Consider the following 21,452-nt stretch of genomic DNA (forward strand, 5'->3'; position numbering starts at 1 on the left):
CGGCGCGTTTCTGAGCGACCGTGTGTCGCGGCTAGATGGGCGAGGTTTGGGTCCGGCTCAAGGGGATGAGCGGAGGTTTTAACGCTCCCAATCCCCGACCGCCGCCTGCCACAGGGTCATGGCGGCGATGGCGGCCGTGTCGGCGCGCAGGATGCGCGGGCCCAGAGAGACCGCCGTGGTGAAGGGCAGGGACCGCAGCCGTTCGCGTTCTTCCGGTGAGAAACCGCCTTCGGGGCCGATCAGGATGGACCACGGACCTTGGCCCGCGGCGGTCATTGCGGGCACGGCCGGCGCGCCGCCGGTCTCGTCGCAGAACATTAGGCGCCGGCCGGCCTCCCAGCCGTCCAGCAGGGCGTCCAGCTTCACCGGATCATCGACCGGGGGCACGTCCAGCCGCCCGGTCTGTTCGGCGGCCTCCTCGGCGATGGCGTCCAGCCGGTCCAGGCGGATGCGGTCGGCGTTGGTCCGCTTGGTCAGGACCAGCCGCACCCGGTGCGCCCCCAGCTCTGCGGCCTTCTCGACGATGGTCTCGACCCTGGCCTTCTTCACCACGGCGACGATCAGCTCCAGGTCGGGGCCATAGGTCTGGGGCCGCGCCTGTTCCTCGGCGCGCAGGATGACGCCCTTCTTCAGGACTTCGGCGATGGTGCAGCGCCATTCGCCATCGCGGCCGTTGAACACCAGCAGTTCGTCCCCGACCTTCAGCCGCATGACCTGGGTCAGATAGCGCGACTGGTCGAGGGTTGGGGCGACGGCGGCGGCGGCGGCGAGCGGCGATGTGACGTGGAGGCGGATCATCGGTCGTAGTGATAGCGGCATTGGGCGATCAAAAGCGCATCGTCTGTCACGCGATAGACGAGGCGATGTTCCTGGTCGATGCGCCGCGACCACCATCCCGCGAAATCGCCCTTCAGCGGTTCAGGCTTTCCAGTGCCGGAAAATGGGCTGCGTTGGCATTCCATGATCAGCCGATTGAGCTTTCGCAGCATCTTCCGATCATGGTCTTGCCAGTGAAGGTAATCCTCCCACCCGTAGGTCTGGAAGGTCAGCTTCATTCTTCAATCAGTTCGCGAACCTGACCACCGCCCGCATCGAGTTCCGAGACCGCTTCACGCAGACGCGCGGCGTTCGCCGGGCTGCGCAGCAGATACTCGGTCTCTTGCCACGAGGCGAAGTCCTCCAGCGACATCAGCACTGCGGCCGGCTTGCCGCCCTCGCGCGTGATGATGGTGTAGTCATGATCCGCCGTCACCCGGTCGATGGCCGAGGCGAGGTTCTTGCGGAGTTCGGTGACAGACATCGCGTTCATGTTGTGAATGTACATATTTCCGTACATTCACGCAAGCGTGCTTTCAGAGCGTCCGCGCGATCAGCAGCTTCATGATCTCGTTCGTGCCGCCGTAGATCCGTTGCACCCGCGCGTCCTTGTACAGCTGGGCGATCGCGTATTCGTTCATGTAGCCATAGCCGCCGTGCAGTTGCAGCATCTCGTCGATGGTCTCGCCCTGGATGTCCGTGACCCAGTATTTGGCCATGGAGGCCGTGGCGGCGTCGAGCTGGCCCTTGAGGTGCAGGCCGATACAGTGGTCGACGAAGACCTTGGCGACCGTGAGTTTCGTCTTGACCTCGGCCAGTTTGAACTGGGTGTTCTGGAAGTCGATGACCCGCTTGCCGAAGGCCTTGCGCTCCTTGACGTAGGCGAGGGTCGCCTCAAGCCCGCGCTCGGCGGCGGCGACGCCCTGTACGGCGATGTTCAGCCGTTCCTGGGGCAGTTGCTGCATCAGCTGGACGAAGCCCTGGCCCTCGGCGCCGCCGATGATGTTGTCGCCGGGAACCTTCACGTCGTTGAAGAACAGCTCGGACGTGTCGTTCCCCTCCATGCCGATCTTGTGCAGGTTCCGGCCGCGTTCGAAGCCTTCGGCGCCGTCCGTTTCGACCACGATCAGGGAGGTGCCCTTGGCGCCCTCGGCCGGGTCGGTCTTGGCGACCACGATGATGAAGTTGGCCAGTTGGCCGTTGGTGATGAAGGTCTTGGAGCCGTTGACGACATAGCCGTTGCCGGACTTGACCGCCGTGGTCTTGACCCCTTGCAGGTCGGAGCCCGCGCCCGGTTCGGTCATGGCGATGGCGCCGACCAGTTCGCCGGACTGGAGCCGGGGCAGCCAGCGCGCCTTCTGCTCTTCGGTGCCATAGTGCCAGATGTAGGGGGCGACGATGGCGTTGTGCAGGCTGATGCCGAAATGGTCCGCGCCCTTCCAGCCCAACTGGCGCATCAGCACCACCTCGTGCCGATAGTCGCCGCCCATGCCGCCGTCTTCTTCCGGCATGGACAGGCCCAGCAGGCCGTCGGCGCCGGCCTGGCTCCACAGGTCGCGCGGTACGGACGAGTTGGCGATCCAGGACTGAACCTTTTCCGGCGGCGCGTGCTCGTCGATCCATTTGCCGACGCTGTCGGAGAAGAGGACAATCTCCTCTTCACGCATGAAATCGGGGTCGGGGCTGTTGAGGATGTTCATGAGCGTTTCCTGGACGTCTCCCTCCCCGTCCGGGGAGGGGGGCCGCGAAGCGGCCGGGTGGGGACGGCAGGGTGAGCGGGCTCGGTCTTTGTGTCGCCGAGCCTCCCCACCCGGTCGTCGCTGCGCGTCGACCGCCCTCCCCCGAGGGGGAGGGAGAGGTTAGCGCCGGCTCAGAACGCCTCGGCCGGCATGGCCATCAGCACGTCCGCGCCGGTCTTCAGCTTGGCCAGATGGGCGCCGGCGTCGGGCAGGATGCGCTCGACGAAGTAGCGGCCGGTCTGGAGCTTGGTGGCGTAGTAGGGGTCGGTCGAGCCGGACTCGACCTGGGCCTGGGCGACCTTGGCCATCTGGGCCCACATATAGGCCAGCGCCGTCAGGCCGAAGACGTTCAGATAGTCGGTCGAGGCGGCGCCGGCGTTGTCCGGGTTGGCCATGCCGTTCTGCATCAGCCACATGGTGCCTTCCTGCAGCTTCTTCTTGGCGTCGGCCAGGCCGTCGACGAAGGGCTTGATCGCCTCGTTCGCGCCGTTCTCGGCCACGAAGGCGTCGATCTCGCCGAACCAGGTCATGATGGCGCGGCCGCCGTGGGCCGGCAGCTTGCGGCCGACCAGGTCCAGCGCCTGGATGCCGTTCGTGCCCTCGTAGATCATGGTGATGCGGGCATCACGCAGATACTGGCTGGCCGGGAAGTGTTCGGTATAGCCCGAACCGCCGTGGACCTGCATCGCCAGCGAGGCGACGTGGAAGCCCTTGTCGGTCAGATAGGCCTTCAGCACGGGCGTCAGCAGGCCCATGTAGTCCTTGGCCTTGGTCGCGACGGCCTCGTCTTCCGACTTCTCCAGATCGGCGTGCAGGGCGGTCCACAGGATGAAGGCCTGGCCGCCTTCGACGAAGGCGCGGGCCTCCAGCAGCATGCGGCGCACGTCGGGGTGGACGATGATCGGATCGGCCGGGCCTTCGGGGTTCTTGGGTCCGGTCAGGCTGCGGCCCTGCAGGCGGTCCTTGGCGAACTCGGCGGCGGCCTGATAGGCGGCGGTGCCGATGGCCAGGCCCTGCAGGCCGGTGCCCAGGCGGGCCTCGTTCATCACCACGAACATGTTGTTCATGCCGCGGCCTTCCTCGCCCAGCAGCCAGCCCTTGGCGCCGTCATACTGCATGACGCAGGTGGCGTTGCCGTGGATGCCCATCTTGTGCTCGAGGCCGGCGCATTCGAGGGTGTTGCGCTCGCCCAGCGAGCCGTCCTCGTTGACCAGATATTTGGGCACGACGAACAGGGACAGGCCCTTGATGCCCGGAACCGCGCCTTCGATGCGGGCCAGGACGGTGTGGATGATATTGTCCGAGAAGTCGTGCTCGCCGGCCGAGATCCAGATCTTCTGGCCGGTGATCGAATAGGAGCCGTCGCCGTTCGGCACGGCCTTGGTGCGGACCATGCCCAGGTCCGTGCCGCACTGGGGCTCGGTCAGGTTCATGGTGCCGGACCATTCGCCCGACACCATCTTGGGCAGGTATTTGGCCTTGATCTCGTCCGAGGCGCTGGCGTGGATGCCGGCATAGGCGGACGACGTCAGGCCCGGATACATGGAGAAGGCCGCCGAGGCGCCGGCGGTCATCTGACCGAAGGCCGAGGCGACGATGCTGGGCATGCCCTGGCCGCCGTAGGCCGGGTCGGCGGCCAGCGCCATCCAGCCGGCTTCAGACATGGCCTTGTAGGCTTCCTTCCAGCCCTTGGGACCGGTGACGACGCCGCCTTCGGACCAGTGGCAGCCTTCCTTGTCGCCCGGATTGTTGATCGGGGCGATGACCTCGTCGGCGAACTTGCCGCCTTCTTCCAGGATCTGGCCGACCAGGTCCGAAGACACGTCCTGGAAGCCGGGCTGGTTGGTGTAGCGGTCGATCTCCAGCACTTCATTCAGGATGAAGGTGAAATCGCGGACGGGCGACTTGTAGGCCATGGGTCAGGCTCTCGCTTTGAAGGGGTGATGGTCGTGGTTGAGGCGTGCGCGCAGCAGCTTCTCATAGTCTTCCGCGCCGGGCAGCAGGTCCGGCCGGTGTTCGCCCAGCTTGGACTCCATCCAGGCGCAGGCGTCTTCCGCCGTCTGGATGGCGCCTTCGATGTCTTCCAGCTGCTGCTTCAGGGCGGCGATCTGGGCGCGGTGGCGTCTCAGGGCCACCGCCATCTGGTGGACGTTGTGATCCTTGCGGTCATACAGGTCCAGCATCTCCTGGATTTCCTGCAGGGTGAAGCCGATGCGGCGGCCTCTCAGGATCAGTTTCAGCCGCGCGCGGTCGCGGGAATCATAGACGCGCGTCTGCCCCTTGCGGGCCGGCGTCAGCAGACCCTTGTCCTCGTAGAATCTGAGGGCGCGGGCCGTGGCGTCGAACTCGCGGCACAGCTGGCGAATGGAATAGGTGCGGTGATCGTCGGCGGTGGCCATGCGGGCACCATAACTTTACGTGCGCGTAAAGGAAAGGCTTTACGTGCGCGTAAGGGTAAGCTTTCGCCGAGATGGACAGCAGGCAAAGAAAAGCCCGGAGCCAGGGGGGGAGAAGGCTCCGGGCGCGACACGCCGGGACAGGAGGGGGAGAGGGGCCCGGCGATCGATCTTCAGGGGCGGGTCAGGCCGTGCGGCGACCCAGCAGAACCGGGATGGTGAAGCCCAGCAGAATGAGGTTGACCACGGCCAGGCCGATGTCCTGGCTGAGGGCGTGGATGATCAGCATGGTCGATTCCAGCACGATCAGGCCGGCGGCCGAGGTCAGCAGCAGGGGGCGGCCGACGCGCCAGGAGATCAGCGGGGCCAGAACGCCCAGCGCCAGCACCAGCTCGACCACGCCCATGCCGCGCACCATGTTCTCGGGCGCGACGGCGGGCCAGCCCATCAGGGTGATGAGGTTGGTCATCGGCTCCGTCAGCTTGGCGTAGCCGGCGGCGATGAAGAACATCGCGATCCAGCCCTGCAGCGTCCACAGGGTGATGTTCTTGTAGGCGGCGCGGCTGCGGGCCTGGGCGACGGGCAGATGGGTTGTGGTCATCGGGAGGGGCCTGATTGGTAACAGTTGCGATATCGGATTGAGCGGCACCGTTCGCAAGGGGGTATCTAGAGGCCCTTTCATCATTTGTCATCACGCGATGACATCAATTGATGACATCAGCTGATGACTTTGTGTTTCAGGGGCGGCGCGAGTGGCCCGATTCGCGCCGCCCCTGCAACGGGTTCTGACGATATTTCAGCCGATCAGGGTTCTTCCGATTGGGGCCCCGGCGTCTGGACGATCAGGTCGCCGGGCTGGCAGTCCAGTTCGCGACACAGGGCGTCGAGGGTGGAGAAGCGGACGGCGCGGGCCTTGCCGGTCTTGAGGATCGACAGATTGGCCAGGGTGACGCCGACGCGGTCGGACAGTTCGGTCAGGGACATGCGGCGTTCGAGCAGCAGCCGGTCCAATTGGATCATGATCATGACGCGTCTCTCAGACCGTGGTCAGTTGTTCGTCGCGCATGGCCGCGCCCTGGCGGAACACCTCGGCCAAGATGAAGACCACCAGGATGCCCAGCCAGGATCCGAGGTCGAAGTCATAGTCGGACACTGACTGAGGGATGACCTGGGGCGCAACGAGGGCCAGCATCAGGGCGGTCAGCTGAATACCCAGCAGGCCAAACCCGACGGCCTGGAGCCGTTTGACATTGGCGAACTCGAAGGCGTCGCCTTGGTTCACCGAAAGCAGGATGCGGCGCAGCCGATTGATGACCCACCAAGTCAGGCCGCAGGCCAGGAAGCCCCCGAGCAAGGTCAGGCGACCGGTCAGCTCGTAGTTTCCGTCAGGATCCGCCGCCCCGTCGCGCAGCGGCTCCATCCAGTCGATGCCGATGATCATGCTGGCGACTAGGAGGACGCCCACGGCGACGGCTCCGATCGTGACGAAGACGTTGAAGAAGCCCAACAGCCAACGCAGTGCGCTGGCGGCCGAATATTTGCCCACGAGTTTCATCCGATAGCCCTCCACTGGGTCGCCCTCCGCGACGCCTTCGTGACTATCGATATGGATTTATCGATAAACGGGCAAGAAAATTATCGATAAACGAGATGAAGCTTTCGTAAGGTTCAGCTCAGGCGGTGAAGCCCCAGGCGGTGCGGGCGGCCTCCAGCCGCGCCAGCTTGGCCTGGAACGGCCCCCAGTCGTCGGCGGCGTCGATAGCGGCCCAGATCGTCTCGACCTCCTCGATCAGCATCTCCTCTGGCTCGCGGGCGGCGAACATCGGGTGCTCCAGCCGTTCGATCCGGTCGGGCTCATGTTCCATCAGGGCGAAGCGGAAGACGTCGAAGGCCTCGCCCTGGTACAGTCTGGCGCGCGGCCCCGACAGGGCGCGGGCCGAGGAGGCGAAGCCGCCGAACCAGTCGAAGAACAGGGGCTCCCAGCGCAGGGCCTCGCCGCCCTCCCGCAACAGGGCCAGGGTCGCATCGACCAGCCTCTGGTCCGCCGCCTCCCCCAGGCTGAGCACGCCCAGCCGCATCAGGAAGGCGGCGCGCAGTTCGCGGATATAGGCCGGGCCGAAGCTGTTCAGGGCGTCGGTCAGGGGCTCGGCCCCGGCGACCAGTTTCAGACAGCCGGCCAGTTGCGTCAGGTTCCAGAACACCGCCTCGGGCTGGCGCGCGAAGGCGTAAAGGCCGGTCTGATCGAAATAGGCGGCGGTGAAGGCCGGGTCGTATTCGGGCAGGAAGCGCCAGGGGCCATAGTCGAAACTCTCGCCCGTGACGTTCAGATTGTCGGTGTTCAGCACGCCATGGACGAAGCCGGCCGCGATCCAGCGGGCGGTCAGTCGGGCCGAAGCCTCGACGACGGCGCGCAGCAGGCCGGGCGCGTCCCCGGCGGCGACCGTCGGGTGATAAAGAGTGCGGACGTGTTCGATCAGGGTCTCGATCTGATCGGCGCGACCCAGATAGGCGGCGCGCTGGAAGGTTCCGAAACGGATATGGGAGTGGGACAGGCGCACCAGCACGGCCGAGCGGGTCGGCGACGGCTCGTCCCCCCGCTCCAGCGCCTCGCCGGTCTCGATCAGGGAGAAGGCCCGGCTGGTCGGCACGCCCTGGGCCTCCAGCATCGCGGCCGCCAGCACCTCGCGCATCCCGCCCTTCAGCGTCAGCCGCCCATCGCCGCCGCGCGACCAGGGCGTCTGACCCGAGCCTTTTGTTCCCAGGTCGAGAAGTCGACCTGGGGCGCTATCGCTCCCGACGCGGTCGCTCGTTGCCTGAGCGCGCGGCGTTTCGCGCATCTGCGCCGCCAGGAAGCCGCGCCCGTCGCCCAGGTCGGGATTGTACTGGCGGAACTGGTGCCCGTGATAGCGCATGGCCAGGGGGCCGGGCTGACCCGGCAGGGGCGCGAACCGGCCGAAGGCGGCGATCCATTCGGCGTCGCTCAGCCCCTCCAACCCCACATCCGCGGCGGCGCGGTCGTTGCGGAACCGCAGCACGGCCCGGGGAAAATCGGCCGCCTGGACGGCGTCGGCGAAATCGGGGCCCAGATCGAAGACGCGCGCTTCGTGGCGATAGGCGGGGGAGGGGGGCATGGGGGCTAGGTGCGACCGCCGCATCTGTTTCGCAAGTCGCCTATGGTGACGGTTTCGGTTGAACCTCTGGGCCCATGCCGTATTCTTGTCGGCAGACATCAGGCTGCGCTTGCGGCCAGGCCGGCGCCGTCTTCACACGATGAAGCGGCGAACCCGGTCCGACGCCCGTCGATAACCTGGCGTCACGACAGCTCATCCTTTCGATCGGAGGCCGCCGTGGCGCGCAAACTGACTCTCGACTTCCTCAAGACCGAGGCCGCGTCCGGCTCGGCCCTGGCCCTGGCGGCCATCGCGGCGGTGCTGGTGGCCAACTCGCCCTGGTCGGCGGACTATTTCACCTGGCTGAAGAGCTATCATGTGCTTCAGATCGGTCCGATCCGGCTGGAGGAATCGATCTCCGACTGGATCAAGGAAGGCCTGATGGCGATCTTCTTCCTCGTCGTGGGGCTGGAGATCAAATACGAGATCGTGCGCGGGGAACTGAGCGACCCGCGCAAGCTGGCGACGCCGGTGCTGGCGGCCCTGGGCGGCATGGCCGGGCCGGCCGCCGTCTATCTGCTGCTGTCGGCGACGATGGGGGCGCCCCATGCGGGCTGGCCCATTCCGCTGGCCACCGACATCGCCTTCGCCCTGGCCATCTTCGGCTTCGTCGGCAAGGGCCTGCCGTCGTCGCTGCGGGTCTTCCTGCTGACCCTGGCCATCGTCGACGACCTGGGGGCCATCGCCCTGATCGCGGTCCTGTTCAGCGAGGGGGCCAACTGGGCGCCGCTGTTCTGGGCCCTGGGCCTGATCGCCGTGGGCGGCCTGGTGGCGCACCGGATCCGGATCCCGACGCCCTTCTGGGTGCTGGGCTTTGCGGCCGTCTGGTATCTGACGGTCCTGTCGGGGCTGAGCACCTCTCTGACCGCCGTGGCCTTCGCCATGATCGTGCCGATCGCGGCCCGCAAGGAAGATCACCAGAGCCCGCTGAAGGAGGCGATGCACGACCTGCATCCGTGGAACGCCTTCCTGGTCCTGCCCCTGTTCGCCTTCGCCAAGGCCGGGGTCTCCTTCGCCGGCCTGACGATGGACCAGGCCTTTGCGCCCCTGGTCGTCGCCATCGCCCTGGGCCTGTTCTTCGGCAAGCAGATCGGCGTGCTGGGCATGGCCTGGCTGGCCTCGGCCCTGAGGATCGGCGCCCGGCCGACCGACGCCACCTGGCTGCAGGTCTATGGGGTGTCGCTGCTGTGCGGCGTGGGCTTCACCATGAGCCTGTTCATCGGCGTCCTGGCCTTCCCCGGCGCGGTCGATTCGCCCGAACAGGTCGAGGTCAAGCTGGGCGTCATCGGCGGCTCGATCCTGTCGGCCGTGGCGGCGGCTGTCGTTCTGGGTCTGGCGGGCCGTACCCGGTCGAAGGTCGGGGGCGAATAGCCCCCGATTTCGCCGCGAAAGCCGCGACTGCGGTGCAAAAACTGACCTAGCGTAAGCGTTTTCTGTCTCTTCCTTGTCACAGGAAGGTCGAACTGCGGCGAAAAATCGTCGCGGGTAACAACGCTCGCTTGTAGCTCACGCCCAAGCGGGCTTAGCCTCTGCGGTACTGAACGCGTCTCCACGCAGAGGCGCGTCGATTGGGAACTAGGAAACGCTGCGGTCTCGCTCCGCGTGACCGGGCTTCAGAGCCGGGAGGACGCTTTCATGCGCCACACTAACCGCTATCTCCGGACCACCGTGTCCGCCGCCGTCGTCGGCGCCGCCGTGTTCGGCTTCGCCGGGATCGCCGCCGCCCAGGAGGCGCCCACCAGCGTGGACGACATCATCGTCACCGCCCAGAAGCGCGAACAGAGCCTGCAGGACGTGCCGATCGTGGTCACGACCCTGTCGCAGGAAGTGCTGGACGGCGCCGGGGTGCAGGACATCAAGGATCTGCAGATCCTGACGCCGGGCATGACCGTGACCTCGACCCAGTCCGAAGCCTCGACCACGGTCCGCATCCGCGGCGCCGGCACCGTCGGCGACAACCCCGGTCTGGAATCCTCGGTCGGCGTCGTGATCGACGGCGTCTATCGCTCGCGCAACTCGGTCGGCTTCGGCGACCTGGGCGAACTGAGCCGCATCGAGGTGTTGAAGGGACCGCAGGGCACCCTGTTCGGCAAGAACACCTCGGCCGGCGTCATCAACATCATCACCGAACGCCCGTCGTTCGACCCGTCGGTTTCGGCCGAACTGACCGCCGGCAACTACGGCGCCATGGGCGGCTCGGTCTCGGCGACCGGCCCGCTCAGCGACATCATCGCCGGCCGCATCTTCGTGGCGCACCGCGAGCGCGACGGCTTCTATGACGTCAACGTCGGCGACGGCCCGCGCACCCTGACCGAGGACAACACCCAGGACTACTGGACCGGTCGCGGCCAGCTGCTGATCCTGCCCAGCGACGAGGTGTCGATCCGCCTGATCGCCGACTACACCAAGCGCGACGAATTCTGCTGCTCGGCGGTTCAGACCCGCGTCGGCCCGACCCAGGCCTTCATCGCCGCCCTGGCCGCGCCGAACGGCCCCGGCCAGCGGCCGCCCGTCGCCGGCTTCGGCACGGTGCCCTTCAGCCGCACCGCCTATTCGAACCGCGAGACGCCTCAAGAGATCGAGGACATGGGCCTGTCGGCGGAAGCCACCATCGACCTGCCCAGCCTGAACGCCACCCTGACGTCGCAGACCTCGTGGCGCGACTGGTCGTTCCAGCAGGGGATGGACCTGGACTATACGGGCGCCGACATCCTTCACCGCGAGAATGACGGGTCCAACGGCTACGGCGTCGACAACCTGACCCAGGAATTCCGTCTGGCCGGCGCGACGGACAAGTTCGACTGGCTGGTCGGCCTGTTCGCCACCAAGGAAGGCGTCTATCGCGACGACTCCTATTCCTACGGCGCGGACTACAACGGCTTCGCCTCCTTCCTGCTGACGGCGACCCTGCCGGCCGCCGTGGGGGGACCGAGCCCCAGCCGCCTGGGCTGTTTCACCAATCCGCAGGGCTTCCTGGTCACCGCCGCCGCGCCGAACACCCCGCTCTGCGTCGTCGGCGCCGTGGCGCCCAGCGCCGCCGCCCCGACCTTCGCGGCGGGCAAGGCCTATGAGGACCACTATTCCCAGCGGTCGGAATCGGTGGCCCTGTTCACCAACAACACCTGGCGGGTGACCGAGGCCTTCGACCTGAACCTGGGCCTGCGCTACACCTATGACAGCAAGCGTCTGCTGGGGGTTCAGGACAATCTGGGAAGCAATGGCGCGGCCTGCGGCGGCGCCCTGGCGAACCAGAACCCGGCCAACCGCGCGCCGTCGGCCATCCCCGGCACCGTCAATGTGGGGACCCCGGCCGCGGCTGTGGGCCTGCTGTGCCTGCCCTGGTCGAACCCGCTCTATGACAATCGCCGGATCCAGGAGAAGTTCAGCGACACCGACATCAGCGGCACGTTCAAGGGCTCCTACCGGTTCAACGACGCCGTCATGGCCTACGCCTCCTATGCGCGGGGCTACAAGGGCGCGGGCTACAACATGGACCGGGTGCAGACGGGGGTGACGCCGGACGCCTCGCTGTTCTTCGACGCCGAGACGGTGGACAGCTACGAGCTGGGGGTGAAGACGACCCTGTTCAACCGCTCGATGCTGCTGAACCTCACCTACTTCGATCAGAAGTTCGAGAACTTCCAGCTCAACACCTTCCTGGGCACCGCCTTCGTGGTGGAATCCATCCCGGAACTGACCTCGCGCGGCGTCGACGCCGACATGGTCTGGTTCACCCCGGTCGAGGGCCTGATGTTCCAGGGCGGCGTCACCTATACGGACGCCAAGTACAACGACTTCACCGCCGCCGACCTGTCGAACCCGGCGCGCTTCCCCGCCCTGTCCCTGCTGCCGGGCGCCCGCGCCTCGTTCGCTCCGGAATGGTCGCTGACCGGCGCCCTGGCCTTCGACCGCTCGCTGGGCGGCGGCCTGCGCGGCGGCTTCAACCTGTCGGCCAAATATTCGACCGACTACAACACCGGTTCGGACCTGCTGCCTTACAAGGACCAGGAGGCCTTCACCGTCGTCAACGGCCGCATCACCATCGGGTCGGAAGACGAACGCTGGACCATCGACGTCTGGGGCCAGAACCTGCTGCAGGAAGAATACACCCAGGTCGGCTTCGCCGCTCCGCTGCAGGGCACGGCCTTCACCAACACCACCACGCCCCAGGCGAACGGCACCTACTATAATATCGCCACCGACACGGCGACCTACAACGCCTACCTGGGCGCCCCGCGCACCTGGGGCGTGACGCTGAAGGTCAAATACTGATCGTCCAGCCGCCCGGGCCGTAAGGCTCAAAGGGGGGAACGACGAAGGGCCGACCGGGAAACCGGTCGGCCCTTTTTCTTGGGCCTTTCATACGATCGTAGAGGTTTGTTGGCTCTCTAACGGGAGTTGTCTGCGGTCCTTGGGAGGCCTGAAGTCGTGACCAGATCTGCACCGCCTTATGCGAGCTCGCGTGGCCTGGAGCGGGTTCGATGAGGGCGAAATCCGACCAGGGCGAAGGTCGACCCGGTCCATCAACGGGATTGCCGCGCCGGGCGGTGCTGGCCGGTCTGGGCGGAAGCCTGGCAGGCTGCCTCGATCAGGACAGGCCCCCGTCGGGCAATCAGCTGGGATCGCGTTTCCGTCTAACGCTGGAGGTTCTGATCGACGGTCGGCCGATCCGTGGCAGTTCGATCCGTCAGTTCACCTACTTCAACGACCCGGGCTGGTTCCCGTCGGACGGCGCCGGTCAAGGGTCCTGGCAGGGTGACGCCACGCCTCTGGCGTTGCCGGGCGGAGCCTATCTGTTCGCCATGCTCGAGGGCTATGTGATCGTGGATGGCCATCGTCGGCGTTCCTATGGCCCGTGGACGCCCTACGGTGTGGTGCTGGGCCGCCTCGGTAAACGGGTCGTGACTCAAAGCGACTACGAGGGTCTGTCACGGGCAGAGCGGCAGTACGTCCTCAGCCCCGCCCAGGCGCGGGCGCTCGTCGGTACGGCGCCCATCGTTCTGGCGCTCGACGAACTGCCGATCCTCGCGCTCTTTCGAACCCCTCTCGTGCCGGGCAGCGGTCTGATTCTCCCGCCCGAGGATTTGCCCAAGCAGTTCCCCGGCCTGACCTGGGGGCGATGCACGGTTCAGGTCACCGACGAGCCGCTCGACATCGGGCAGGTCGAGAAGATCATGCCGTGGACGAATAGCCCGAACTGGGGGGCTAAGTCGCCGGATGGCATTAGCTTTAATGCAGGAGATTTTTCGAGGGATTGGTAGGTGCGCTGGGAATGCTGCCAGTTCGCATCCCCACGGACGCCCATTCTCTAAACGCGTTTCGGGACGCTGAGCACCTTAAACCTATTAAACCTGTCACCCTCGGGCCCACCCTTCCGCCCCGCCTAAGTGTGGAGGGAGCGGCGCCGTGCGACGCATCTAAAGCCCGCATCTGAAGCCGCCGTGGGCCCTCGGGACAAGCCCGAGGGTGACGGGGAGTGGGGTGACGGGGATGAGGTTGGAAGCCGTCACTCCACCAACGGCGCCTGCCGCGGTTTCGCCAGTTCCCGCTGTCCCGCCGTCGAGCGGCGCAGGATGCGCCGCGCCCACTGGGCCACGTCGTCGACGATGGTGAAGATGGCGGGGATGTAGAGCAGGGACAGGAAGGTCGAGGAGATCAGCCCGCCCAGCACGGCGATGGCCATGGGCGAGCGGAACTGGACGTCGGCCCCGATGCCCATGGCGATTGGCACCATGCCCGCGCCCATGGCGAAGGTGGTCATCAGGATGGGGCGGGCGCGCTTGTGCGCGGCGTCCATGATGGCCTCGCGGCGCGGCATCCCGTCCTTCTCGGCCATGATGACATAGTCGACCAGCAGGATGGAGTTCTTGGCCGCGATCCCCATCAGCATCAGCACCCCGATCAGGGCCGACATGGAGAAGTTGGCGCCGCCGATGGCCAGGGCGATGAAGGCGCCGCCGATGGCCAGGGGCAGGGCCGCCATGATGGTGATCGGATAGGCGAAGCTTTTGAACAGCAGGGTCAGCACCGCATACATCAGCAGAATGCCCGAGGCGAAGGCGATGCCGAAGCCGGTCAGCATCTCCTGGATGAACTCCTCGTCGCCGGCCGGCACCTGCCGCACGCCGGCGGGCAGGTTCTGGACCGAGGGCAGGCGGTTGACCGCCACGCTCGCCGCGCCGGTGGTGATGCCGTCCAGTTCGGCGCTGATCGAGGCGATGCGCGACCGGTCCTGACGGGTGACGGTGGCCGGACCGGCGCCGAACTGGATGTCGGCGACGGCGCTCAGCGGCACCGAAGCCCCGCCCGTCGCCGGCACCCGCAGGTTCTCCAGCACGCTCAGGTCCTCGCGCGCCGCTTCGGTCAGCTGCAGCCGGATCGGGATCTGGCGGTCGCCCAGGTTATATTTGGGCAGGTTCTGATCGACGTCGCCGATGGTGGCGACCCGCACCGCCTGGGAGATGGCGCCGGCCGACACGCCCGCCAGGGCGGCCTCGTCCGGACGCGGCGTGACCAGGATTTCGGGACGCGCGATGGCGGCCGAGTTGACGACATTGGCCAGACCCGACACGCCGCGCATTTCTTCCTCCACCTTGCGCGCCGCGGCGTTCAGGGCGACGGGATCGTCGCTCAGGATCGAGAAGGTGTAGGTGGTGCCGTCGCCGGGACCGCCGCCCTGCTGGCTGATGCCGGCGCGGATGCGGGCGCCGGGGATCTGTTTCATCTCGTCGACCATGACCCGCGCGAAGGCCTGCTGGCTCAGCTCGCGGTCGCCCTTGGGCACCATGTCGGCGTAGATATTGGCCTGGGTCACGTCCTGGCCGCCGACGGCGGCATAGACCGAGGTGACCTCGGGGCGGGCCTCCAGCTTGCGGGTGATCTGCTGCACCACGGCGTCGGTCTGGCGCAGGGTCGAGCCCGGCGGCAGCTCCACCTGGAAGGCCGCGCGCGCCGTGTCGCCGGGCGACATGAACTCGAACGACATCTTGGCCACGATCGAGGTCGCGATCGACCCGACCAGGAACAGGATGCCGATGATGAAGACCTTCCAGCGGTTGCCCAGGCACCAGTGCAGGGCCTTCAGATAGCCGCCCATCCAGAACGGGTCGCGATCCTCGTGGTGGGAGTGTTTCAGGATGAAGGCCGCCATCAGCGGCGTCAGTGTCCGCGCGACCAGCAGCGAGAAGGCCACGGAGACACAGGCCGCCAGGGCGAAGGCCTTGAAGAACTGGCCGATGATGCCGGGCATGAAGCCGACCGGGGCGAAGACGGCGATGATGGTGGCGGTGGTGGCCACGACCGCCAGACCGATCTCGTCCGCCGCCTCCAGCGAGGCGTCATAGGGCGGTTTGCCGTCGCGCATGTGGCGGACGATGTTCTCGATCTCCACGATGGCGTCGTCGACCAGAATGCCGATGGTCAGGGACAGGGCCAGCAGGGTGACGACGTTCAGCGACTGGTCCAGCGGGCCCAGGATGGCGAAGGTCGGGATCAGCGACATCGGCATGGCCGTCGCCGCGATCAGGGTGGCGCGCCAGTCGCGCAGGAAGATGAAGACGATGATGACGGCCAGGACGGCGCCCAGCAGCAGGGCCTCCAGCGAGGCCAGATAGCTCTCTTCGATCTCTTCGACGCTGGCCGTGACCTGGCTGATGGTCAGCTCGGGATGGGCCTCGTCGATCTTCTTGACCTCTTCGCGGACCTTTTCGGCGACCTTGACCTCGGACGCGGTGCGCGAGCGCAGGAAGTTGAAGGTGACGGCCTCCTGGCCGTTGTAGCGGGCCAGGCGGCGCGGTTCGCTCCACTTGTCCTCGACCGTGCCCAGATTATCCAGGCGCACGGTCTTGCCCTCGCCCAGCGGCACCAGGGTCTCGCGCAACTGCGCCACCGAGGTGGCGGCGCCCAGGGTGCGGACGGCGCGCTCGGACCCGGCGATGGTGACGCGGCCGCCGGGCAGGTTGTTGTTGACGTTGGTCAGGGCCTGGCTGACCTCGGCCGCCGTGACGCCGTAGGCGGCCAGCCGCTGCGGATCCAGCTCGACCCGCATTTCGCGGTCCACGCCGCCCGAGCGGTTGACCTGGCCCACGCCGCCCAGGGCCAGCAGGGCGCGGCTCATCTCGTTGTCGATGAACCAGCTGATCTGTTCCGGCGTCATGGTGGGCGAGCGGACCACATAGGTGATCAGGGCGTCGCCGGTGATGTCGATGCGCTGGACCCCCGGCTCCTGCATGTCCTGGGGCAGGCTGGCGCGCAGGCCGGTCATGGCGTTGCGCACGTCATTGGTCGCGCGGTCGGTGTCCGTGCCCAGTTCGAACTCGATCACCGTCGTCGAGACGCCGTCGCTGATGTTCGAGGTGATGTGGCGCACGCCCGACAGGCCGGCCAGCGAGTCCTCGATCAGCCGCGTGACCTGGACCTCCATTTCCGCCGGGGCGGATCCGGGGCGGGCGGCGGTGACATTGACCAGCGGGAAGTCGATGTCGGGGTTGGAGTTGATCCGCATCCCCATGAAGCCGACCACGCCGCCGAGGGTCAGCAGCAGGAACAGCAGGATGATCGGAATCGGGTTCTTGATCGCCCAGGACGAGATCTGGTTCATGGGTCGGTCCTACTTGGCCGCGGGCTGGGCGGCGGCGGGGCCAGCAGAACGGGCGCCGCCGGGGGCCTGGGCGACGTTGACGCGGTCGCCCTCGTTCAGGAAGCCGGCGCCGCTGACGATGACCTGGGCGCCGACATTGACGCCGGTGACGGCCGTCTGGGTGTCGGTCCGCGACAGGATGACGACGGGCTGGAAGTGAACCCGGCCGTCGGCGACCAGGGTGAAGACCCCCGGCTTGTTGTCGCGATACAGGACCGCGCCGGTGGGCACGGTGGTGGCCGGCTGGTCGCCGACGTCGATGTCGGCGCGGGCGAACATGCCCGGCCGCAGCTGGGCGCCGGGCGACAGCGAGATGCGCGCCAGGCCCAGGCGGGTGCTGGCGTTGACCTCGGGCGTGACGATCCGGACCGTGCCCGCGGTGGTTCCCGCCTCGCTGGAGGTCACGGTCGCCGACTGGCCGGCGCGAACCTGGGCCAGCTCGGTCTCGGGCACCTGGGCGTCCAGCTCCAGCCGGCCGTCGCGGACCATGCGGAACAGTTCGGTCCCGGCCGAGATGATCTGGCCCTTGGTCACGCTGCGGCTGATGATCAGGCCGGCGACGGGGGCGCGGATGGTGGCCTGGGCCAGATGGGTCTGGGTCTGGGCCAGGGTGGCGCGGGCGGCGGCCAGATTGGCGTTCGACGCCCGCTGGTTGGCCAGGGCGGTGTCCAGCGAGGCCTGAGACAGGAAGCCGCGCGCCTTCAGCTGCTGCGCCCGCTCCAGCGCCGCGTCGTCGCGCGCCACATTGGCCTCGCCCAGCTGCACCTGGGCCTGCTGCTGGCGCAGCTGGGCGCGCAGCAGGACGTCGTTCATCTGCACCAGGGGCTGGCCCTGACGGACGTAGGAGCCCTCATCCACATAGACGGTGACGGCGGTCAGGCCGCCGGTCTCGGCCGCGACCGGCACTTCCTCCCAGGCCGAGACGGTGCCCGAGGCGGTGACGGTGCGGCGCAGATTGGTCAGGGTCACGGTGGCGGCGGTGACGGTCTGGCGCGAGCCGCCGGCGGCCCTCTCCTCGGTCTTCTCATCGCCATGTCCGCCGCAACTGGCCAGCAGGAAGGCCGACAGGGCCATGGCGCCGAGGTTGAGAGCGTTTCGGGTCGTCTTGGACACGGGGAGTTCCTCGGTTGCAGGCCCCGGCTCGCGCCGGTTATCGGGAGGCGCGACCCATACCGCGTCCGCGAGCCGTTCTCAAACGCGGATACATATTGTTGCAAAGCCTTAATCTAGCACGGCCAGCGGGCGCGGATCGCCGCGCCCGCTGGTCCCGGACCTCTACGCGTGATAGGGCCGCGCGGATGACGACTCCCCCTATCTCGAACATTCGGAACTTCAGCGTGGTCGCGCACATCGACCACGGCAAATCCACCCTGTCCGACCGACTGATCCAGTTCACCGGCGGCCTGACCGCGCGCGAGATGTCCGAGCAGGTGCTCGACAATATGGATATCGAGAAGGAGCGGGGGATCACGATCAAGGCGCAGACGGTGCGCCTGAACTACCGCGCCAAGGACGGGCAGGACTATGTCCTGAACCTGATGGACACGCCGGGGCACGTGGACTTCGCCTATGAGGTGTCGCGCAGCCTGGCGGCGTGCGAGGGGTCGCTGCTGGTGGTCGATGCGTCGCAGGGGGTCGAGGCCCAGACGCTGGCGAACGTCTATCAGGCCATCGACAACAACCACGAGATCGTCCCCGTCCTGAACAAGGTCGATCTGCCGGCGGCCGAGCCCGAGCGGGTCCGGGCCCAGATCGAGGACGTCATCGGCATCGACGCCTCCGAGGCCGTGCTGTGCAGCGCCAAGTCCGGCATCGGCATCGAGGACGTGCTCGAGGCCATCGTCACCAAACTCCCGGCGCCCAAGGGCGACCCCGACGCCCCGCTGAAGGCCATGCTGGTCGACGCCTGGTACGACCCCTATCTGGGCGTCGTCGTCCTGGTCCGCGTCTTCGACGGGGTGCTGAAGACCGGCATGCGGGTCAAGATGATGCGCAACGGCTCGACCCACCTGATCGACCGGGTCGGCGTCTTCCTGCCCAAGAACACCCCGGTGGACCAGCTGGGCCCCGGCGAGGTCGGCTTCATCACCGCCCAGATCAAGGAAGTCGCCCACGCCGCCGTCGGCGACACCATCACCGATGAAAGAAAGCCGACCGCCGAGCCGCTGAAGGGGTTCAAGGAGGTCCAGTCGGTGGTCTTCTGCGGCCTGTTCCCGGTGGACGCCGCCGATTTCGAGGACCTGCGCGCCGCCATCGGCAAGCTGCGGCTGAATGATGCGTCATTCACCTACGAGATGGAATCCAGCGCCGCCCTGGGCTTCGGCTTCCGCTGCGGCTTCCTCGGTTTGCTGCACCTCGAGATCATCCAGGAACGGCTCAGCCGCGAGTTCAACCTGGACCTGATCGCGACCGCCCCGTCGGTGGTCTACAAGATCGGCCTGCGCGACGGCTCCGAGATCGACCTGCACAACCCGGCCGACCTGCCCGACGTGATGCAGATCGAGACCATTTCCGAGCCCTGGATCAAGGCCACCATCCTGACGCCCGACGAATACCTCGGCAGCGTGATCAAGCTGTGCCAGGACCGCCGCGGCCAGCAGATCGAACTGTCCTACGTCGGCGCCCGCGCCATGGTGGTCTATGAGCTGCCGCTGAACGAGGTGGTGTTCGACTTCTACGACCGGCTGAAGTCGATCTCGAAGGGCTACGCCTCGTTCGACTACGAGATCACCGAATACAAGGTCGGCGACCTGGTGAAGATGAACATCCTGGTCAACGCCGAACCGGTGGACGCCCTGTCCATGCTGGTCCACCGCGCCCGCGCCGAGACGCGCGGCCGGGGCATGGTCGAGAAGATGAAGGAACTGATCCCGCCCCACCTGTTCGTCATCCCGATCCAGGCGGCCATCGGCGGCAAGATCATCGCCCGCGAGACCGTCCGCGCGCTCCGCAAGGACGTGACCTCGAAATGCTACGGCGGCGACGCGACGCGCAAGAAGAAGCTGCTGGAGAAGCAGAAGGCCGGCAAGAAGAAGATGCGCCAGTTCGGCAAGGTCGAAATCCCGCAGGAAGCGTTTATCGCCGCCCTGAAGATGGACGAGGACTAGACTCCAGCGCACCGCCCTCTCCCTCCCCCTGCGGGGGAGGGGCGTTGCGAAGCAACGGGGTGGGGGCGGCCAGGCAAGGCCGCACCGCTCTGATCTAGGCAGGCCGTTGGGGCGTCGCCCGGCCGTTGTGATTTAGGCAGGTCGGTGGGGCGTCGCCCTGCCGTTCCCACCCGGTCTCGCCTCCGGCTCGACCCCCCTCCCCGGAACGGGGAGGGAGAGGAATTAGGAGGGCTGGCGGGTTTGAACTGACATATCGACTTGTGTGATTTCAGGCTCTTAACCCTGAATATCGCCGACTTTCCAGCCAGGGTTTCTCCATGGCCCATACTGGCGGCATGGAAAGACGCAAATACAAGATTCAACCCGCCGAAGTCTGGGACAAGGTGCGCCAGGACTATCTGGCCGGACTGGGCGCCGAAGAGGTCGCCGCCAAATATGACGTGACCGCCCACGCCCTGCGCGCCCGCGCCACGCGCGACGGCTGGTCCCGCTATCTGCACGCTCCGGCCGAGCCGGTCGATCCGCCGCCCCCGCCGCCGAGCCTGTTCGACGTATCATCCGACGATGCGGCCGGCGGGGATCCGGCCGTCCTGGCCGAAGCCGCCGCCCTGGCCTCGGGGCGGGCCATGCGGGCCGGCCGGCTGTTGGAGGCGCGCGCCCTGGCGGGGCTGGCCGCCACCTATCGCAAGCTGGAGGCGCGGGGCGAGACGGCGCACGGGGCCATGACGGTCGAGAATGCGCCGCTGCAACTGGTGTACGACATACTGATGAACCCTCTGGCGGCGAGCGACCGATTGGCCATCCGCCCCGGCGCCGCCGACACCCATCTGGCGCTGAAAGAAGCCTACTGGACCCAGCAGCAGACCCTGGGTGAGAAGAACCAGGAGTTTCGGCACGCCCAGCTGCACCGGCGCGCGGCGCTGGACCGTCGGGTCGCCGCCCTGGAGGACCAGCTGAAGGCGGCCGGGATGGAGCCGGTCGCCGAGACGGAAAGCGCCCGACGCATCCGCACCGGGGTCGATATGGTCATCGACTGCTGCGGCAAGGTCATGTCCGCGAAGGACTGGGACAAGACGCTGGACGGGTTGTGAGCGACGTCTTCCTTCCCCCCTTGCGGGAGAAGGTGGCCCGCAGGGCCGGATGAGGGGGCGGTTCGGCGTGGACCGTAAGGGCCGGTGAAACCCCTCATCCGTCAGCCTTCGGCTGCCACCTTCTCCCGCAAGGGGAGAAGGAAGGTTTAGTCGCGCGTCAGGCCTTCCTCCGTCGCCGCCACAATGGCCGACAGCACCTCTTCCCGCTGGTTCCCGATCATCCCATTCGCAAACCGCAGCACCCGGAACCCCTGTTCGCGCAGCCAGGCGTCCCGCTCGGCGTCCTCGATCCGGTCGTCATGCTGCGGCCCGTCCGCCTCGACGATCAGCCGATGCCTCAGACAGACGAAATCGACGATATACCGCCCGATCACCATCTGCCGCCGAAACTTCAACCCCGCCAGCCGCCGATCCCGCAACAGCCCCCACAGCCGTCGCTCATAATGGACGGGCTCGCGGCGCATCTGTTTGGCGCGGGATTGCAGCCAGTCGTTC

17 protein-coding genes and 1 pseudogene are annotated in these 21,452 nt (G+C 67.0%); 5 read left to right on the plus strand and 13 right to left on the minus strand.

What is annotated here, in order from left to right; translation table 11 throughout:
* Positions 1–78 precede the first annotated feature (78 nt).
* From ACP7CK_RS00750 to ACP7CK_RS00795, 10 genes are all read right to left on the minus strand, one after another.
* A complete protein-coding gene (locus tag ACP7CK_RS00750) occupies positions 79–798 on the minus strand; it encodes a 16S rRNA (uracil(1498)-N(3))-methyltransferase (RefSeq protein WP_426024828.1) in 720 nt (239 codons plus the stop codon).
* A complete protein-coding gene (locus tag ACP7CK_RS00755; protein ID WP_292149754.1) occupies positions 795–1,055 on the minus strand; it encodes a Txe/YoeB family addiction module toxin in 261 nt (86 codons plus the stop codon). The genes ACP7CK_RS00750 and ACP7CK_RS00755 overlap by 4 nt, the downstream gene beginning before the upstream one ends.
* Positions 1,052–1,309, minus strand: a complete 258-nt coding sequence (locus ACP7CK_RS00760; RefSeq protein ID WP_292149755.1) for a type II toxin-antitoxin system Phd/YefM family antitoxin — start codon at positions 1,307–1,309, stop codon at positions 1,052–1,054. Before ACP7CK_RS00760 ends, ACP7CK_RS00755 begins: the two co-directional genes overlap by 4 nt.
* Positions 1,310–1,352: 43 nt before the next feature.
* Complete coding sequence (locus ACP7CK_RS00765; protein ID WP_008258988.1) at positions 1,353–2,516, minus strand: acyl-CoA dehydrogenase family protein; 1,164 nt, start codon at positions 2,514–2,516, stop codon at positions 1,353–1,355.
* Positions 2,517–2,686: 170 nt separating this feature from the next.
* Positions 2,687–4,471: an acyl-CoA dehydrogenase C-terminal domain-containing protein gene (locus tag ACP7CK_RS00770; RefSeq protein WP_035310776.1), complete on the minus strand. Its 1,785-nt coding sequence runs from the start codon at positions 4,469–4,471 to the stop codon at positions 2,687–2,689.
* A gap of 3 nt (positions 4,472–4,474) precedes the next feature.
* Positions 4,475–4,954, minus strand: a complete 480-nt coding sequence (locus ACP7CK_RS00775; RefSeq protein WP_008261152.1) for a MerR family transcriptional regulator — start codon at positions 4,952–4,954, stop codon at positions 4,475–4,477.
* A gap of 181 nt (positions 4,955–5,135) precedes the next feature.
* Positions 5,136–5,552 (minus strand): DoxX family protein, encoded by a 417-nt coding sequence (locus ACP7CK_RS00780; RefSeq protein WP_008263834.1) that lies wholly within the window; start codon positions 5,550–5,552, stop codon positions 5,136–5,138.
* Positions 5,553–5,755: 203 nt separating this feature from the next.
* Positions 5,756–5,977 carry a helix-turn-helix domain-containing protein gene (locus ACP7CK_RS00785; RefSeq protein WP_008264105.1) on the minus strand — a complete coding sequence of 74 codons (222 nt, stop codon included), beginning with the start codon at positions 5,975–5,977 and terminating at the stop codon, positions 5,756–5,758.
* A gap of 10 nt (positions 5,978–5,987) precedes the next feature.
* Positions 5,988–6,506, minus strand: coding sequence for a DUF2975 domain-containing protein (locus tag ACP7CK_RS00790; protein WP_426024829.1), 519 nt, complete (start codon positions 6,504–6,506; stop codon positions 5,988–5,990).
* 118 nt (positions 6,507–6,624) lie between these two features.
* Positions 6,625–8,082, minus strand: coding sequence for a protein adenylyltransferase SelO (locus ACP7CK_RS00795; RefSeq protein ID WP_426024830.1), 1,458 nt, complete (start codon positions 8,080–8,082; stop codon positions 6,625–6,627).
* A 216-nt stretch (positions 8,083–8,298) separates the two neighbouring features.
* On the opposite strand from ACP7CK_RS00795, the gene nhaA reads away from it, so the two are divergent.
* From nhaA to ACP7CK_RS00810, 3 genes are all read left to right on the plus strand, one after another.
* Positions 8,299–9,492: a Na+/H+ antiporter NhaA gene (gene nhaA / locus ACP7CK_RS00800; protein WP_035309728.1), complete on the plus strand. Its 1,194-nt coding sequence runs from the start codon at positions 8,299–8,301 to the stop codon at positions 9,490–9,492.
* Positions 9,493–9,756: 264 nt separating this feature from the next.
* On the plus strand, positions 9,757–12,393 hold the full coding sequence (locus ACP7CK_RS00805; protein WP_426024831.1) for a TonB-dependent receptor: 2,637 nt from the start codon (positions 9,757–9,759) through the stop codon (positions 12,391–12,393).
* 209 nt (positions 12,394–12,602) lie between these two features.
* Entirely contained in the window at positions 12,603–13,382 is a 780-nt protein-coding gene (locus tag ACP7CK_RS00810; protein WP_426024832.1) for a hypothetical protein, read from the plus strand.
* 245 nt (positions 13,383–13,627) lie between these two features.
* On the opposite strand, the gene ACP7CK_RS00815 is transcribed toward ACP7CK_RS00810, so the two are convergent.
* The gene (locus ACP7CK_RS00815) at positions 13,628–16,720 is read right to left on the minus strand and encodes an efflux RND transporter permease subunit (RefSeq protein WP_154726990.1); all 3,093 of its coding nucleotides are present in this window, start codon (positions 16,718–16,720) and stop codon (positions 13,628–13,630) included.
* Positions 16,721–16,729: 9 nt separating this feature from the next.
* Complete coding sequence (locus ACP7CK_RS00820) at positions 16,730–17,872, minus strand: efflux RND transporter periplasmic adaptor subunit (RefSeq protein WP_426024833.1); 1,143 nt, start codon at positions 17,870–17,872, stop codon at positions 16,730–16,732.
* 185 nt (positions 17,873–18,057) lie between these two features.
* Here ACP7CK_RS00820 and lepA point away from each other — a divergent pair, with 185 nt between their 5' ends.
* The gene (lepA, locus tag ACP7CK_RS00825) at positions 18,058–19,866 is read left to right on the plus strand and encodes a translation elongation factor 4 (protein ID WP_426024834.1); all 1,809 of its coding nucleotides are present in this window, start codon (positions 18,058–18,060) and stop codon (positions 19,864–19,866) included.
* 317 nt (positions 19,867–20,183) lie between these two features.
* Positions 20,184–20,957 carry a hypothetical protein gene (locus ACP7CK_RS00830; protein ID WP_426024835.1) on the plus strand — a complete coding sequence of 258 codons (774 nt, stop codon included), beginning with the start codon at positions 20,184–20,186 and terminating at the stop codon, positions 20,955–20,957.
* Positions 20,958–21,180: 223 nt separating this feature from the next.
* On the opposite strand, the pseudogene ACP7CK_RS00835 reads toward ACP7CK_RS00830, so the two are convergent.
* Positions 21,181–21,397: pseudogene (locus tag ACP7CK_RS00835) on the minus strand (DUF559 domain-containing protein); the annotation flags it as partial.
* Positions 21,398–21,452 lie beyond the last annotated feature (55 nt).

Source organism: Brevundimonas sp. TSRC1-1, assembly GCF_049898245.1.
GTDB lineage: Bacteria > Pseudomonadota > Alphaproteobacteria > Caulobacterales > Caulobacteraceae > Brevundimonas > Brevundimonas mediterranea_A.